This window comes from Asaia sp. HumB (genome assembly GCF_030263835.1).
GTDB lineage: Bacteria > Pseudomonadota > Alphaproteobacteria > Acetobacterales > Acetobacteraceae > Asaia > Asaia bogorensis.
In genome coordinates this window covers 1,023,270-1,037,991 of the sequence record NZ_JARPML010000002.1, presented here as the reverse complement: position 1 = coordinate 1,037,991, position 14,722 = coordinate 1,023,270, and the positions used below count along the sequence as shown (strand labels likewise).

At 60.2% G+C, this 14,722-nt stretch carries 14 protein-coding genes; 6 read left to right on the top strand and 8 right to left on the bottom strand.

The genetic code is table 11. The features are described 5' to 3' along the window. The first annotated feature begins 1 nt into the window (after position 1). Together P5689_RS05750 and P5689_RS05745 are read left to right on the top strand one after the other, a co-directional pair. On the top strand, positions 2-1,162 hold the full coding sequence (locus P5689_RS05750; RefSeq protein ID WP_285532441.1) for a HAMP domain-containing sensor histidine kinase: 1,161 nt from the start codon (positions 2-4) through the stop codon (positions 1,160-1,162). Then, a complete protein-coding gene (locus P5689_RS05745) occupies positions 1,162-1,812 on the top strand; it encodes a response regulator transcription factor (RefSeq protein WP_023979391.1) in 651 nt (216 codons plus the stop codon). The genes P5689_RS05750 and P5689_RS05745 overlap by 1 nt, the downstream gene beginning before the upstream one ends. A 21-nt stretch (positions 1,813-1,833) precedes the next feature. On the opposite strand, the gene P5689_RS05740 is transcribed toward P5689_RS05745, so the two are convergent. The 3 genes from P5689_RS05740 to gap form a co-directional block, all read right to left on the bottom strand. Further along, the gene (locus P5689_RS05740; protein WP_023979392.1) at positions 1,834-2,358 is read right to left on the bottom strand and encodes a hypothetical protein; all 525 of its coding nucleotides are present in this window, start codon (positions 2,356-2,358) and stop codon (positions 1,834-1,836) included. Between the two features lie 166 nt (positions 2,359-2,524). After that, positions 2,525-3,742, bottom strand: a complete 1,218-nt coding sequence (locus P5689_RS05735) for a phosphoglycerate kinase (protein WP_023979393.1) — start codon at positions 3,740-3,742, stop codon at positions 2,525-2,527. Between the two features lie 26 nt (positions 3,743-3,768). Further along, on the bottom strand, positions 3,769-4,788 hold the full coding sequence (gene gap, locus P5689_RS05730; protein WP_035444442.1) for a type I glyceraldehyde-3-phosphate dehydrogenase: 1,020 nt from the start codon (positions 4,786-4,788) through the stop codon (positions 3,769-3,771). A 219-nt stretch (positions 4,789-5,007) separates the two neighbouring features. Here gap and P5689_RS05725 point away from each other — a divergent pair, with 219 nt between their 5' ends. Together P5689_RS05725 and P5689_RS05720 are read left to right on the top strand one after the other, a co-directional pair. After that, complete coding sequence (locus P5689_RS05725; protein WP_152530239.1) at positions 5,008-5,445, top strand: hypothetical protein; 438 nt, start codon at positions 5,008-5,010, stop codon at positions 5,443-5,445. A gap of 209 nt (positions 5,446-5,654) precedes the next feature. Further along, positions 5,655-6,572, top strand: a complete 918-nt coding sequence (locus tag P5689_RS05720) for a hypothetical protein (protein ID WP_023979395.1) — start codon at positions 5,655-5,657, stop codon at positions 6,570-6,572. Between the two features lie 174 nt (positions 6,573-6,746). Here P5689_RS05720 and P5689_RS05715 read toward each other — a convergent pair whose 3' ends face one another. Further along, entirely contained in the window at positions 6,747-8,150 is a 1,404-nt protein-coding gene (locus tag P5689_RS05715) for an RtcB family protein (protein WP_211199162.1), read from the bottom strand. Between the two features lie 185 nt (positions 8,151-8,335). Between P5689_RS05715 and P5689_RS05710 the strand changes: the two genes are divergently transcribed. Continuing rightward, a complete protein-coding gene (locus P5689_RS05710) occupies positions 8,336-9,910 on the top strand; it encodes an RNA repair transcriptional activator RtcR family protein (protein ID WP_285532439.1) in 1,575 nt (524 codons plus the stop codon). Between the two features lie 132 nt (positions 9,911-10,042). Here the strand turns inward: P5689_RS05710 and P5689_RS05705 are convergent, their stop codons facing one another. The 3 genes from P5689_RS05705 to P5689_RS05695 all read right to left on the bottom strand — a co-directional run bounded on the left by P5689_RS05705 (position 10,043) and on the right by P5689_RS05695 (position 13,326). Continuing rightward, on the bottom strand, positions 10,043-11,110 hold the full coding sequence (locus P5689_RS05705) for a redoxin domain-containing protein (RefSeq protein ID WP_285532438.1): 1,068 nt from the start codon (positions 11,108-11,110) through the stop codon (positions 10,043-10,045). Positions 11,111-11,193: 83 nt separating this feature from the next. Further along, positions 11,194-12,660, bottom strand: coding sequence for a PLP-dependent aminotransferase family protein (locus P5689_RS05700; RefSeq protein WP_285532437.1), 1,467 nt, complete (start codon positions 12,658-12,660; stop codon positions 11,194-11,196). A 15-nt stretch (positions 12,661-12,675) separates the two neighbouring features. Next, positions 12,676-13,326 carry an FMN-dependent NADH-azoreductase gene (locus P5689_RS05695; RefSeq protein WP_023979399.1) on the bottom strand — a complete coding sequence of 217 codons (651 nt, stop codon included), beginning with the start codon at positions 13,324-13,326 and terminating at the stop codon, positions 12,676-12,678. 197 nt (positions 13,327-13,523) lie between these two features. On the opposite strand from P5689_RS05695, the gene P5689_RS05690 reads away from it, so the two are divergent. Beyond that, on the top strand, positions 13,524-13,976 hold the full coding sequence (locus P5689_RS05690; protein ID WP_023979400.1) for a carboxymuconolactone decarboxylase family protein: 453 nt from the start codon (positions 13,524-13,526) through the stop codon (positions 13,974-13,976). A 245-nt stretch (positions 13,977-14,221) separates the two neighbouring features. Here P5689_RS05690 and P5689_RS05685 read toward each other — a convergent pair whose 3' ends face one another. Beyond that, complete coding sequence (locus P5689_RS05685) at positions 14,222-14,707, bottom strand: hypothetical protein (protein ID WP_285532436.1); 486 nt, start codon at positions 14,705-14,707, stop codon at positions 14,222-14,224. Positions 14,708-14,722: the final 15 nt, after the last annotated feature.

Here is a 14,722-nt window from a genome sequence, read left to right as displayed (position 1 = left end):
CATGAGGAGAGGGAGCGGTACGCCCAAGACCGCCCGCATGGCCCAGCAGGGAAAACGTCAGAGTCCCGAGCCACGTCAGGTCGGTTCATCCGGCTCCGGGAGGGGCGGTCATGGCTTGCAACCCCCTGCCAGTGCGACCCGTCCCATCCTGCTCGGCCTGATCATGGCCGCCATTTTTGCTGCCGATACGATCACCCACTACGAGATCGCGATACCGGTGCTCTATACGGTGGTGCTCCTAGGCGCCGCCTTCTCTTTTCGGCCAAGAAACCTGATCTGGCTTGCCTGCCTGTGTCTTGGTCTGACCGGAGTGAGCTTCGCGTTCACCCTGCATGGCAACGCGGCTACCGGAGCGATCAATCTGCTGATCAGCTCGGCAGCGATCGTCATCACGGCCTGGCTTGCCATCCGGCTTCAGCATGCCAGGGAAATGGCCCTGCAGGGGCAGTCCCAGCTGGCACGCATCGCCCATGCGCAGATGGTCAGCGGTCTGACTTCGTCCATCGTGCACGAACTCAACCAGCCCCTCGCCGCTATCGCCACTAGCGGGCAAGCTTGCCAGCGCTGGCTCTCCGCGACACCGCCCAATGTCGGTCGGGCAGAGGCTGCCCTGGAGCGCATCATACGCGATACCACGCGTGCCGCTGATATCCTGACACGCATGAAGGATTTGACCCGTGGCAAAGTGACCGAATGTCAGCGTTTCAACCTGGCAGATGCTGTGATGGACGTGGTGGCTATGGCCCAGCATCGCCTTGAGCACCACGATATCGCGGCACGTATCCGCTGCAAGGCCGGTACCCTGCCTGCCTGGGGAGATCCGGTCCAGATTCAGCAGGTTGTGAGCAATCTTCTGCTCAACGCGATCGAAGCAATTGCAGCGCAGGGTACGGGTGGCGGCCATATAGAGATATCCCTATGGAAGGAGGATAATTCCTGCCTGTGTAGGGTGAGCGATGACGGTGCCGGGATCGCCCCCACTCTCACGGATCACCTTTTTGAGCCCTTTTGGAGCACGAAGCAGGAGGGGACGGGTATCGGCCTCGCGATTAGCCGTACGCTGATCGAAGCGAATAAAGGCCGGATCTGGCTGGCTCAGGACCGGCGTGAAGGGGCAGCGTTCTGCTTCAGCATCCCTGCAGCATGCGAGGAGGAGGCGTAATGGATGCTCGTAATGAGTTCACGGGAGAAACGATCGTTTACGTGGTCGACGACGATGCCTCTATTCGTCAGGCACTCGATGATCTGCTGAGCGCGGTTGGGCAGAAAGTTCGATGCTTTGCCGATGCGGAGAGCTTCATTGTCGCGCCGAAAGAGAACTGTCCCGCTTGCCTGATCCTCGATATCCGGATGCCGGGCCTGTCCGGGATGGATTTTCATCGGCGCATGGCTGGGCTCGGTCTGGATTATCCGGTGGTCTTCATCACCGGTCATGGGGATATTGCCATGGGGGTCGAAGCGATGAAGAACGGGGCGATCGAATTCCTGACGAAGCCGTTTCGCGATCTCGATCTGCTCGATGCCATCCAGCGGGGCCTGGCGATTGATGAGGCATCACAGCAAAAGAGAGCGGAGGGCGAGGCGCTTCTACGGCGCTGGCGTAGTCTGAACGCTGGTGAGAAGCAGGTTGCCCGTCTCGTGGTCACAGGGTTGCTCAATAAACAGACAGCGGGAATACTGGGGGTCAGTGAGATCACTGTGAAAGTGCGTCGTGCGCAGATCATGCGCAAGATGGAGGCAGGCTCATTGCCAGATCTTGTGCGTGAGATGGATCGTCTGAGAGGGCTCTCGCCAGCCGACCTCGAAAGCTGAAAGAAGTCCGGTCCCTGTGCTTCAGTCGAGCGGGATAGCAACCGCTACACCGGCAGCCATCGAGCCATGGCCCCGTCTCTGGTCGTTGGCACCCGCGCCGCCGGTCAATGCATCGCCAACCTGATGATGGTTACGCTGAAAGAAATCCGGGCGCAGTTTCGTATCGTCATCTCCGCCACGCTCTTTGGGTGCGTCGAGCGAGTCATCGGGCAAGGGCGCTTCGGTAAAGCCGTCATGCGATGCCGGTGCCTGCGCCCTGACGGTCAGCGAGGCCTGTCTGATCAGGGGGGCGTCTGCCGTTTCTGGCTCCAGTGAGAAAGCCGAAACCGTGTTGAGGCCTGAGCGGAGGGACCGCACATGGCTGGGTGTTTTTTGCGTCTCGGCTCCGGGCGTCGCCGCATTGTCGGGGGCGGGGCCATTGCCGGGTTGGGCCGGGGAGGCGTCAGGCGGCGCAGACTGTCCTGCTACACCGGTTTCCGCTGCATGAAGCGGGGCGATGGAGGCGCAACTCACAAGGCCGAGTATCAAGGCAGAACAGAAACGCAACAGCGCGATCCTCTTTCCGTTGGTGCAGTATTTCACGAAAATACCGGACTCGATTGCCGGCTGACGTGACTGTATCCAGGTCAGAAAATCTTATGCAACCGAAACCCGCCGATTGTATCGCGCTGTCATCAAACGTGATGCAACCCGGCGGGTAAGCTTTTCCCGATCAGATCGGGAAAGCGTTGTGAGCAGCGTCGGTGAGCACTGCAATACCGGGCAGAAGCTTGCCCTCGAGCCATTCGAGGAAGGCACCGCCAGCCGTCGAGACATAGCTCATCTGGTCGGCAGCCCCGGCATGGCGCAGCGCCGAGACGGTATCGCCACCACCGGCGATGGTCTTGAGCTTGCCTGCCATGGTCAGTTCAGCCGCCTTGCGGGCGACAGAAACCGTGGCCGTATCGAAAGGCTTGATCTCGAAGGCGCCGAGCGGACCATTCCAGACAAGGGTCTTGAGACCCTCGAGCTTGGCGTTGATCAGCGCGATCGTCTTGGGGCCAGCATCGAGAATCATGGCATCGGCTGGGACGGCATGGATGTCACAGACTTCCGAAGGGGCACCCTCGCGGAATTCGCGGGCGATCACGGCGTCGACCGGCAGGATGATCTCGCACTTGCCGTCATTCGCCTGTGCCATGATCTTGCGTGCTGTCTCATGCATGTCGGCTTCCTGAAGCGACTTGCCAACAGCAACGCCCTGCGCCGCAAGGAAGGTGTTCGCCATGGCGCCGCCAATGAACAGCACATCGACCTTCCCCAGCACGTTCCCGATGAGATCGAGCTTGGTGGAGATCTTGGCACCGCCAACAAGCGCACCGACAGGGCGCTCAGGCAGTTCAAGCGCTGCGGTCAGGGCGTTCAGCTCCGCTTCCATCAAGCGACCGGCATAGGCCGGCAGATGATGGGCCAGACCTTCGGTCGAGGCATGAGCGCGATGGGCGGCCGAGAAAGCGTCATTGACATACACATCGCCCAGACGGGCCAGCATGTCTGTAAAAGCCGGATCGTTCTTTTCCTCACCAGCATGAAAGCGTGTGTTTTCGAGAACGCAGACTTCGCCATCCTTGAGGTTGGCAACGGCTTCTTCTGCTTTCGGTCCAACGCAGTCGGACACGAAATGCACCTTGTGCTGGATTTTTGACTCCAGCATTTCGGCAACAGGGGCGAGTGACATGCTGGGCACGACCTGGCCCTTGGGGCGGTCGAAATGGCTCAGGATGATCACGCGCGCGCCCTTGTCGGCCAGCTCGCAGATGGTGGGAATGACGCGATCAATACGCGTCGTGTCCGTGATGGCGCCATCACGCACCGGCACGTTGAGGTCAGCGCGCAGAAGGATGCGCTTTCCCTCAGGAGACAGGTCATCGAGCGTATGGAAACTGGCCATGCTCTTTTCTCCCGGTTTCTTGTTGCTCACAGGCTGCCGAAGAGCGCAGCCGTGTCGGACATGCGGTTCGAGAAGCCCCATTCATTGTCGTACCACGAGCAGATGCGCACCATCTTGCCGCCATCGATCACGGCCGTCTGCGTGGCATCGAAGGTGGAGGAGGCATAGGAGTGGTTGAAGTCCGTGCTCACCAGCGGGGCTTCGTTATAGTCCAGAACGCCCTTCAGCGGGCCTTCGGCAGCGGCGCGCAGGGCGTCGTTGATGGCCTGGACAGAACCCGGTGCGCGGCTCGGGATGAAGTCGAGCGAGACGACCGAGACATTCGGCGTCGGCACGCGGATCGAGGTGCCATCCAGACGTCCCTTGAGGTGCGGCAGAACCAGGCCGATGGCCTTGGCAGCGCCCGTCGAGGTCGGGATCATGTTCAGGGCAGCAGCGCGGGCGCGGCGCGGGTCGCGGTGGTGGGTGTCCACCGTGCGCTGGTCACCGGTGTAGGAGTGGATGGTCACCATGTAGCCGCATTCGATGCCGAAGGCCTCGTCCAACACCTTGGCAACCGGTGCCAGACAGTTGGTCGTGCAGGATGCGTTGGAGATGACCGTCATGTCCTTCGTCAGCATGGCATTGTTCACGCCATAGACGATGGTGGCATCGACATCGGTGCCCGGAGCAGAAATCAGGACCTTGCGTGCGCCAGCCTTGATCAGGGCCGAAGCCTTTTCCTTGCTGGTGAACAGGCCGGTACATTCCATGGCCACGTCGACGCCTTCGAACGGCACCTTGGTCGGGTCGCGCTCGGCGGAAACACGGATGGGGCCATAGGTGCGGCCATTGGCTTCGATGATCAGGTTGCTGCCATCAACGCGAACCGTGCCGGGGAAACGGCCATGAACGCTGTCATAAGCCAGCAGATGGGCGTTTTCTTCAACCGAGCCGAGGTCATTGATGGCGACCGGCACGACATCCGTACGTCCGCTTTCAATGATGCCACGCAGCACCAGACGCCCGATACGTCCAAAACCGTTGATCGCGATTTTCACAGCCATTGTAGTCTCCCGGCCAGTAGGCGGTTTCGTTATAAGAGATGAAACCATAGCACCCTTGGAAGACGAGACGAGAGGGGGCTACCAAAAATCTTATCGATATTTTCGTGAAAACTGGTCTTTCTGTTCCCGCTCTCTTGCTTGTGTGCGGTCTTCCTGCAAGTTCTTTAGGTCATGACGATGACGAATGCTTCAAATTGTGGTTTCCTGAAATTTCGGTCTTTGGCGATCGCCGGTTTGTGCCTCGTCTCGGGGGCGCTCACGGCCTGTACCCCGCCCGATCAAAGGCTGTTCAACCCCAATGCGGGCAAGCCACCCAAGCCCCATTATCCGCCTGCGCCTCCGGGCAAGCCCGCGCCCGCCCCCTTCCTGCAGATTGTTGTAGGCACACCCAAGGCGGAATGGGCACCAGCTGTCTCACGCAGTACGAAGCTCGCTTTGTCACGCAAGCCCGACCTTCTGTTTGTGGTCACCGTGCTCTCCCCCGAGACAGGTAGTCCGGCAGCGCAGGTCAAATCGATCGAGACACTGACCGAGCAGGACGGCAAGGATGTGGCGGATCAGATCGTGGCATCGGGCGCACCGCCCAATCAGGTCCAGATTGAGGCCAAGACCGATGGTTCCAGCCCCAAAGGGCGTATTCGCGTCGATCTGCGCTAGGCCGCACCACATTTCTGCGCCTGCTGCTTCAAGGCAGGCGGTGCCTTCATGATCGTCCGGGGTGACGCTGGACAAGCCTTCAATGCAGCAGCGAGCGTGGATACCTTCCGGGCAATCCTGCCTGTTTCTGTCTGCTGACACCCCCTGACAGGACACCCGCCCCGTTGCGGTCAGGTCGGGTGGCGTATTGATTACCGGAGAGACATCACATGAGCTTGCGGAAGGATATCTGGCGGACCGGCATCTTGCGGGCCCCGCTTGCAACGTTGCTCGAAAACCCCGACTGGACAGATATTCCCTGCCACTTTCTGCCGGACATGCCGCGTGACTTCCAGTTTCGCGCCGACCCGTTCGGGGTGTGGCACGAGGGCAGGCTGCACGTTTTTGTCGAGATCTATGACTACCGCAACCGCATTGGCGAGATTGAGGTGCTCATCTACGACCAAGAGTATCGGCTTCTCAGCCAGCAGATCGTGCTGCGTGAACCCTGGCATCTTTCTTACCCGCAGATCATCGAGGCGGAGGGCGCGTTCTGGATGCTCCCCGAGGCGCATCGCTCGGGAACACAGACACTCTATCGTGCCACGCGCTTTCCCGATCAGTGGGAGCCCGTCTGCCAGATCGATCTGGGTGGCGAAGTCGCGGTTGATGCCACGCTCTGCTTCCATGACGATCTCTGGTGGATGATATACACCCCTGTCGAAGCCGCCAAGAAAGCCCCAAGCCGTCTGCATGTCGCCTATGCCAAAAGCCTGACGGGCCCCTGGACGCGTCATGGTCAGAACCCAATACGCCTCGATCCTTCCAGCGCACGGGCGGGAGGCACGCCGGTCATGATTGATGGAAAGCTCATGCTGCCGGTTCAGGATTGCGCGCATACCTATGGTGGCGCCATCCGTGCCCTCTGGTTCGATGTGCTCACCTCCGAGCGCGTTGTAACCCGCAGTGGGCCAGCCTTGCCCATGCAGTCGGTTTACGCACCCTATGATGAAGGCATGCACACCCTGTCTGCAGCAGGCGATGTCACGCTGTTCGATATCAAGCGAACAGTTCTGTCGCCGCATGGCCTCATGATCGAGGCCGGACGCGAACTGCGCAAACTGCGCAAGCGCTTGGGTCTGGCCTGATTCATCTCCTCCCGTCCCGAGGGTGAGGCGCGCATGGTATGAGCGCCTCTTTGACGGCCCGTGCGGAGTCAGAGGTGCTGGTCGTTCCATACCGGCTATACCGACCGGGAGGCTGTCGTCAGGGGTGATATTCTGCGGTGCCGTGCCCGCAGGATACTGGCAGCGCAGTTCGCGCTAGTTCCGACGACCCGAGCGGTGGCCATTCAGCCAGGGCGGCGCCATATCACCGGCCATGATGCAGCCGACAGGATCGATATAATCCTCGATATCCGCTAGATCATAACGCCTGATCTGCTCGACGACACTTGCAGCCCGTTTGTAGCTCGATGGGAGCTCGGATACATCGATCCTCCCCCCGAAAAACCGGACATCCAGCCCCTGTGTCTCGGCGGCAAGCAGCGCTTCCGGGGTTGCATCACCCATGCGGCGGCGATGCTCGGTGCGTGACATGTTACGGCCCGCACCATGGGGCGCAAAGCCCAGAGCGTGACCAGCATCGCGCCCCCGTGCGACCAGAACCGGCTCGGCCATGTTGAGCGGGATCAGCACCTTGCCTGTCGCATCGCTGGCATAGCTGCCCCAGGCCGGGGTTGCCCCCTTGCCGTGATGGTACAGCCCGTCTCGCTCGAACACGAAATTATGCTCGTTCCAGAAACGCTCTGCCGGCGTGGCGCGCAGGCTTTCTGTTACCGCCTGATGGATGGCGTTATGGTTGGCCTTGGTCCAGCGGCGTATGATCTGTAGCGCCTCCCAGTAATCGCGCCCTTCATCACTATCCGCAGGGATCCAGGCATTCTGCCGCAATGTCTCGGGCGACAGGCGACGCCTCCAGCGTTCAGCGACCTCCACGCCGGCACGGTAGAGCTGGGCACCTGGCCCGCGTGACCCGTGATGCGTCACAATGGCGGTATGACCTGTCGCACGGGACCGCCCCACAAACAGGAAGTGATTGCCATCCCCCTGCGTACCCATATGAGACTGCGCCGTGTGCAGCATTTTCTGGTGGCTGAGGAACGGATTGGCCCTGAACGCATCAAGCAGATCGAGCGAGAGCGTGAAGCGTCGCCCCTGATCGCGCCCGCCCGCCCCGAAATGCGTAACTCCGGAGGCCGCATCAAGCACAGCTACAGGATCGACTATTCCCAGATCCGTCATCATCACCGAGCAGCAGATATCGGGTGAATGCATGCCGGGATGGATGGCATTGCGCGTGCTGACAATGCCGCCGACCGGAATAGTGCCGAGCGGCCCCGCCGGGCAGGCATCGGGCATGATGGCTGCCGCTGCCACCGTGGGCGTGCGCATCAGCGTTCGCATCGTCTCGATGACACGCTCACGGTTAAGCGCCTCATCGGGTGTTTCGGCATCCAGCGAAACATGGAGCGGGACTGTATCGGCGTCCTGAAGCGGAAGTTTGGGCGGTAATGGCGCCGGAGCCACGGCAGCGCGTATGGCGGCCTCATCACGCCCCTCTGCCGCCAAGGCGCGTGCCTGCTCAAGCGCTGCGCCAAATGCGGGCCCGGGTGTGTGGCCCCATTCAATCAGAATTTTGCCGTCGATCTCTACAGGCGCGTTCATGGCCATGTCCTTTCTTTTCGTCGCTTGCATGTGGCTCAAGCATGAACGGCAGAAAGTATGGCCGAAAGAAAACCTGACTTTCAGGATAAGGTGCTGATACCAATAGAGAAAACCTATCTTCTCATCAGATCGACCTTTCCGGTTCTGATCTATGTATATCGTCTTTTATCTGGAATAATCGTCTCATGAGAAACGTGGTTATCGGTCTGCTTGGCGTAAAAATCGATCGCACGCGCGGAGTCGGGTCGTGGCAGCCAAGCGCCAGGCTTTGCGGCCATAATTCCCTGCCAGTCGATCGCTTCGAACTGCTCTATCCCGGATATGCTGAGGCACTGGCCCACCACGTCGCACGTGACATTGCGGCCATTTCGCCGGATACCGAAGTGCGTCTGACCGTGCTCGACTTCGACAATCCCTGGGATCTAGAGGAGGTCTATGCCAAGCTTTATGACTTCGCTCTCGCCTATGGTTTCGATGAGGACCGGGAGCGTTACTTCGTCCATCTAACCACAGGCACCCATGTGGCGCAGATCTGCTGGTATCTGCTCACAGAAAGCCGTTACGTCCCGGCGCGCCTAATCCAGATGGAGCCCCCGCGTCCCGATACGGGACCCAACGGGCGTTTGACACTCATCGATCTCGATCTTGCACGATATGACGCAATCAGGCATCGCTTCGAGATCGCCTCTGCCGAACATTCCACCTTGCTGCGTAGCGGTATTTCGGGTGCCGACCCCGCGATTGATCGCCTGATCGGGCGGCTCGAGCAGATAGCCCTGAGGTCAGAGGTCCCCATCCTGATTACCGGCCCGGCGGGCTGCGGCAAGAGCACGCTTGCGGCCAATATTCATGACCTGCGTATCCAGCGCCGTTTGCTGCGCGGGTCGCTCGTTCGGGTGGATGGCAGTCTGCTTGCCACGCAGGATGGCACCGCGTTGCTTCTGGGTCAGAAACGAGGCCTCGGCAGTGCGGCCGGGACCGAACGGGCAGGGTTTCTGGCGCAGGCCCATCGCGGCACGCTTCTGATCGATGGCATGGAAAATGTGCCACAGGCTTTGCGCGACACTCTTTTTCGCGCGGTGGTGGCAAAGCGCTACCGTCCGCTGGGTGGCGAAACCGATCTGGATGCACAGTTCAACCTGATAGCTACGGCGCGGGACGGGGCCGGCATGGAGTCCGTTTTTCCCTGGATTCTACGTCTGCCGCCCTTGCGGGAACGTCTTGCAGATATTGAAGCGGCGTTTGATCACGCGCTTGACGCAGCCGAGCGCCGTTCAGGAACCAAAACCGGTTTCGCTCCGGGCGCACGGGCGCGCTATATGCGTTTTGCGACATCGATCGATGCGGCCTGGTCGGGCAATTATCGCGATCTGTCGGACTCATTGCTCAGGCTATGCACGCTGGCCGAACGTGGTCGTATCACGGTATCCATGATCGACGAGGAAATTGCAGAGCTGTCGGCGCGCTGGCGTCCCGCAAGGCAGGATGCTGCGGGTTCTGTTGCCACGGACGATATGGCCATGCTGGCCGATATCGTTCCGGATCTGGCCGCAATCGATATGTTCGATCGCATCCAGTTGGCTACGGTCGTGCAGATATGCCGCATGTCGTCCAGCCTGTCTGACGCAGGGCGAACCCTGTTTTCTGTCTCTCGTATGCAGCGTTCGAGCCGCAATGATGCAGACCGGTTGCGCAAATATCTGGCACGTTTCGATCTGGATTGGGACGCCGTCAGAAAAGGTGGAAAGACGATCACCTGATCACCAGTATCCTGAACACTGGTGACCATAGCGTCTTGATTCTGGCCCACAGGGGGCTGTCTGCTTGCAACAACTCTAAGCTTGAGGGCGCAGACGCTTCGGGGAGCGTCCGGCAACCATCAGGGGGCAGGCTTATTGCTCCTGTCGCGCAAATGCCTTGATCTGCAAGGCCAGATCGGGGGCCGATCCGTCGATCATCCGTGACAGGCGGCCGTCTTTCGTAATGAGTGCCACGGCCGGAATCTGACGCACACCAAACCGCGTGAAAGCCAGATTATCCCGATCGAGCAGCACGTGAAATCCGGGGCCGTAAAGGGTCTGGAACGGGCCCATGTCTACAGGCTCTGTCCAGAGCCGTGCCCCCACGACAACCCAGTCTGCCGCGATGTGCCCGACGAGTTTTTGCGCCACGCGACGTGTGTTGACGCAAGCGCGGGCGGTCGACGGGTCCATCGTGGCGAGATAGCTTTCGCACCATGGCGCCGTGAACAGGACAATCTGGGGCTTGTGGCTTCTGGTCGCGCCAGACTGGCGCAGAGGCACCGTGGCACCTGTCGCATCGCTCATTGTGATCTCGGGAACCCGTTCCCCGGTGGTCAGCGGTGGTGTGGGGGTTATGTCGGCGAAGTGGATCTCACCGGCTGTGCGTGGTCTGGCCGATACCCGCTCAAGCGCTGCATCGAGGGCTGGGCCATCCTGATGGCCGAGATAGGCCAGTCGTCCATCGCGGTCGATCAGCACATGCAGGGGAGTCGCACGAATCTGTAGCCAGTCGCTCAGCTTGCCGTCATCCATCACGACCGGCATTGTCAGTCCGGTCTTTTTGACAAAAGCGGCAACCTTGTCCCGGTTTTCCCCAAAGCCGATATCGACGGCAATGACGCTCATGCGTGTCCTGTAGCGCTGATAAAGCGCCTCGAAGCCGGGCATCTGGGCGCGACAGGGAATACAATAGGTCGCCCAGAGCTTGAGATAGACAGGCCCCTTACGAGTCAGTGTCGCGAGGTTAAGCGTCTGCCCGTCCAGCGTTTGCCATTGCAAAGCCGGAATGGCGCGACCAACCATCTTCGACAGGGCCGGATCCTCGGCAATGAACGCTGCTGAGTCAGGAGCAGGCGGTGTGTCGGCTCGCGCCTGACTGGACCCCCAGATTGAAAAAAGAAGGGGAAGGGCCAGAAGGCCGCGTCGGAAACCGGGCATGGTTGATCGTCCTTGTCCTGAAATTGAAAAGGGGAGGGTGCGTGTGCAGCTGGGTGCGCAGAGAAGCGGGGGCTGTGCTCCTGTCAGGGCCCCGTGCCCATCAGGCTCAGGAGTGTCTGACAATCGGCCTCGACCTGCTCGGGGCGTATATTGGCCACGCCCAGCAACACGCCTGACCGGGCGCGTGACCCCTTGGCGAACCACGCTGAGAGAGGCGTAATCCCAAGGGAGGCCGCCCGCGCCTGCTGTGCCAGCCTGGCATCATCATACCCCGAGGGGAGTGGCAGGATGACGGACAGCCCCGCATCATGGGCTACGGGCGCCCGGCAATGCCGCAATGTCTGGTGCAGCAGGTCACGCCGTTGGGTACAGGCTTCGCGTGTGCGTCGCAGATGTCGGAAATAATGCCCTTCGCGCATGAATCGCATCACGGCAATCTGCACCGCGTTATTGGGCGGGGTGGCCAGCCACCAGGCGGTTTCAGTCAGGCGTTTGAGCAAGCTGGGCGGTGCCACGACGAAGCCGAGCCCGACCATAGGGGCAAGTGTCTTGCTGAATGTGCCGATATGGATCACACGATCAGCATGCTCACCCGAGGCCAGGGCCGGGGGCGAGCGGCCGTCCAGATGCAGTTCAGCCAGATAATCGTCTTCGATAATCCAGCCATTGCTTAGCCGCGCCCAGTGCAGCAAGGCACGGCGACGCGCTGCGCTGAGCGAAACCCCCATGGGGGCCTGTTGACCGGGGGTAACAAGCGCGAATGCTGCACCGGGAGCGGTGGCTTGCCCCTGCGCGACATCCAGCCCTTCGTCATCTACAGCAATCGGTACAGGGTGCACACCGGCGCTTTCGAGCGCCATACGCGTGATAGGAAAGCCCGGATCTTCCACCCAGGCCTGTTTACCTGCGCAATCAATGGCACGCAGGACCATGGCAAGCCCACTGCGAAATCCCGTCGTAATCAGGATCTGATCAGGGCTGCAATCCAGCCCGCGGGCCAGAGCAAGGTGAGAAGCCAGTGCGGTCCGTAATTCCGGCAGGCCGCGCGGGTCCATGACACCTGTATTGAGGGCAGAAGCCTGCACAGCCTGCCGATGCAGACGCGCCCAGAGCGTGGCAGGAAACACGTCATGCGCGGGAACACCCATCTGGAATGATAGTGGTCGGGTATCCCTCTGCCGGAAAAGGGCGAGAGACCCGTAACCGGTTTCGTCTTCCAGGCGCGATGCCGCAGCAGATGTCGATGGGTTGGTCGTTTCGGCCTGTCCCATTCGGCCTGGCCATTCCGGCGGGGAGGCTATGCGTGTTCCGGCTGCCCCGGCAGTGTAAAGCAGATCGCGATCGATCAGGCGATCATAGGCCGCACGCACGGTGCCACGGGCGACGCCAAGTTGTGTGGCCAGATCACGCCACGACGGCAGGCGGCTGCCTTCGGGCAAGGCGCCAGAGCGTATGGCGCTTTCGATATGCCCCGCGATCTGCTCGCTCAGGGTCCGTGTGCTCTGCCTGTCGAGTGTGAGTCCCGCGAGCGGGGCCGTGGGTGCGGTCATGCGTGGGAGCCTGTCTCAGACATGTGGCGCCGGGATTTCGCGTGACGACTTGGATGTGGTGCAGGCGGAAAGGACAGGTGAAAGCGTTAACAGGGCGTTCTTCAGGGCCGCGGCTTTCGCGGAGGCATCGCAAAAAGCCGTACCCTGAACGGAAACAATATGCAGGTCATGAAGTCCGATACAGCCTAGAACCGCCCTGAGATACGGGGCAAAAAAATCAGGCTGCTGGGCATCTTCGCCGAGAATAATGCCACCTGCTGCGACACCCACAAGCACAGGCCGGTCCGTCAGCAGGCCCTTCTTGCCTTGAGCACTTAGCGCAACCGTCCGGTTCACGCGCACGACATGGTCCAGCCAGGACTTCAGGGAAGCGGGAACCGTGAAATTATGCACGGGCGTACCCAGCACCAGAATATCGGCAGCCTCGATTTCCCTGATGAGTGTTTCTGACAGGGTAATCGATCCCTGCGCAGCAGGGGGCGTCACATCATCGGGGTGTGCCAGAAGCGCAGCGTAGGGCGCATCGGGCATCGGCAGAGCACTGATATCGCGCCGGACAATGACAGCATCGGGTTCGAGCGCGCGGAGACGCGTCACGATAGCCGCCGAGATGATCCGGCTTTGCCCGTCAGGGCGAGGGCTGCAATCGATATGAAGAATTTGCATCGCTTGGGCACCGCAGGGCGAGAGAAGAAGAGTGATGGTTCTTGGGTCTATCCGCCCTGCGACGACAGGACCAGAAATCTGTTCTTCGCGTGTACCAAGATGGGAGGTCCAGTTGAAAACATCATTCTTCGTCCTGTCCGATGGGGCAGGACCCATGGGAGGAACATCGGGATACATCACCACCGGGAGACAAAAACATGCCGCAGCGTCTGGATTATGAAGCGATTGCCCCGCAGGGTGTCAGGGCACTGGGTGACGTCTATCGCTACATTGCCCGTTCGGGACTCGATGCGCTTCTGGTCGAGTTGATCTATCTGCGCATTTCGCAGATCAATGGCTGTGCCTATTGTCTCGATCTCCATACGAAAACCCTACTCGAAAAGGGCGTTTCCCCACGTAAACTCGGTGTGCTTCAGGCATGGCGTGAGGTGGAGGTAACATTCAGCGCGCGCGAATGTGCGGCCCTTGCCTGGGCGGAGAGTGTCACCTGCGTGCGAGAGACGGTCATTCCTGACGCTGATTTTCGTGCGCTCTCCGAGGTGTTCTCTGAAAAGGAAATTGTGGACCTGACCATCGCTGTCGGGCTGATGAATCTGTTCAACCGTTTGGCAATCGGTTTCAGGCGCACGAGCAATCAGCTTGGCTCATAAGTCCGGATGCCGCGCTGCAATGGAGCATGATGGCCCCGCGACCTTGCAACAACTTCTAGGGGACACGAGGCTCCTCAATTCAGTGATGGGTGCGCACTGTATAAATATTTTCTGCTGCGTTCCGTCCAGTTTGCACGGAACGCAGCTTGTTACGGTTATTATGTTTCAATGAAATGGTTCTGGAGTGGACAAAAACAACAATCAGCATCAGCAATGAAAGAACCGGTTTGTTCTTTTATTGCTGATCATCGTGACCCGGTCAGAGCGTGCCAGACCCCGCGCCAGAAACGAGCTTCTGCAAGCATGGCCCTGACAACAAGAGGCGGTAATCCGAGATCCTTCAGCTTGTCTGGATCGCCATTTTTGCCGAAGACAAGTCGCATGGCAGCGATCAGGACGGTGCTTTCGCACAGAACGGCAAGGCAGACGCTGATGAAGCGGACCCACCCGATATGAGGGGTTGTACCCTCATCGAAGCTGGGCAGTGTATGGCGCGCTATCCATAAGCCGGAACCTCCAAGGGCAAGGCTGCGGACCAGGCCACGCATGAGCGTGGGAGGGCGATAGCACACCCAGAGAGTAAGGACGAGCGTGCCTATCCACGTCGCACCAATGAGCGTCTGGTGGGCCGCGCTCATCGGGCAATTCTGAAAACCTGAGAGCCACAGGAACACAGCGATGTAGGACATGACGATAGAGGGATAGAACCAATGCTTGCGCATCAAGGTCATGTGTCACTCCATTGC

Coding starts and splice junctions, on each gene's coding strand:
- P5689_RS05750 (WP_285532441.1), top strand. CDS start 2: ATGAGGAGAGGGAGCGGTACGCCCAAGACCGCCCGCATGGCCCAGCAG.
- P5689_RS05745 (WP_023979391.1), top strand. CDS start 1,162: ATGGATGCTCGTAATGAGTTCACGGGAGAAACGATCGTTTACGTGGTC.
- P5689_RS05735 (WP_023979393.1), bottom strand. CDS start 3,742: ATGGCCAGTTTCCATACGCTCGATGACCTGTCTCCTGAGGGAAAGCGC.
- gap (WP_035444442.1), bottom strand. CDS start 4,788: ATGGCTGTGAAAATCGCGATCAACGGTTTTGGACGTATCGGGCGTCTG.
- P5689_RS05720 (WP_023979395.1), top strand. CDS start 5,655: ATGAGCTTGCGGAAGGATATCTGGCGGACCGGCATCTTGCGGGCCCCG.
- P5689_RS05715 (WP_211199162.1), bottom strand. CDS start 8,150: ATGAACGCGCCTGTAGAGATCGACGGCAAAATTCTGATTGAATGGGGC.
- P5689_RS05710 (WP_285532439.1), top strand. CDS start 8,336: ATGAGAAACGTGGTTATCGGTCTGCTTGGCGTAAAAATCGATCGCACG.
- P5689_RS05705 (WP_285532438.1), bottom strand. CDS start 11,110: ATGCCCGGTTTCCGACGCGGCCTTCTGGCCCTTCCCCTTCTTTTTTCA.
- P5689_RS05700 (WP_285532437.1), bottom strand. CDS start 12,660: ATGACCGCACCCACGGCCCCGCTCGCGGGACTCACACTCGACAGGCAG.
- P5689_RS05695 (WP_023979399.1), bottom strand. CDS start 13,326: ATGCAAATTCTTCATATCGATTGCAGCCCTCGCCCTGACGGGCAAAGC.
- P5689_RS05690 (WP_023979400.1), top strand. CDS start 13,524: ATGCCGCAGCGTCTGGATTATGAAGCGATTGCCCCGCAGGGTGTCAGG.
- P5689_RS05685 (WP_285532436.1), bottom strand. CDS start 14,707: ATGACCTTGATGCGCAAGCATTGGTTCTATCCCTCTATCGTCATGTCC.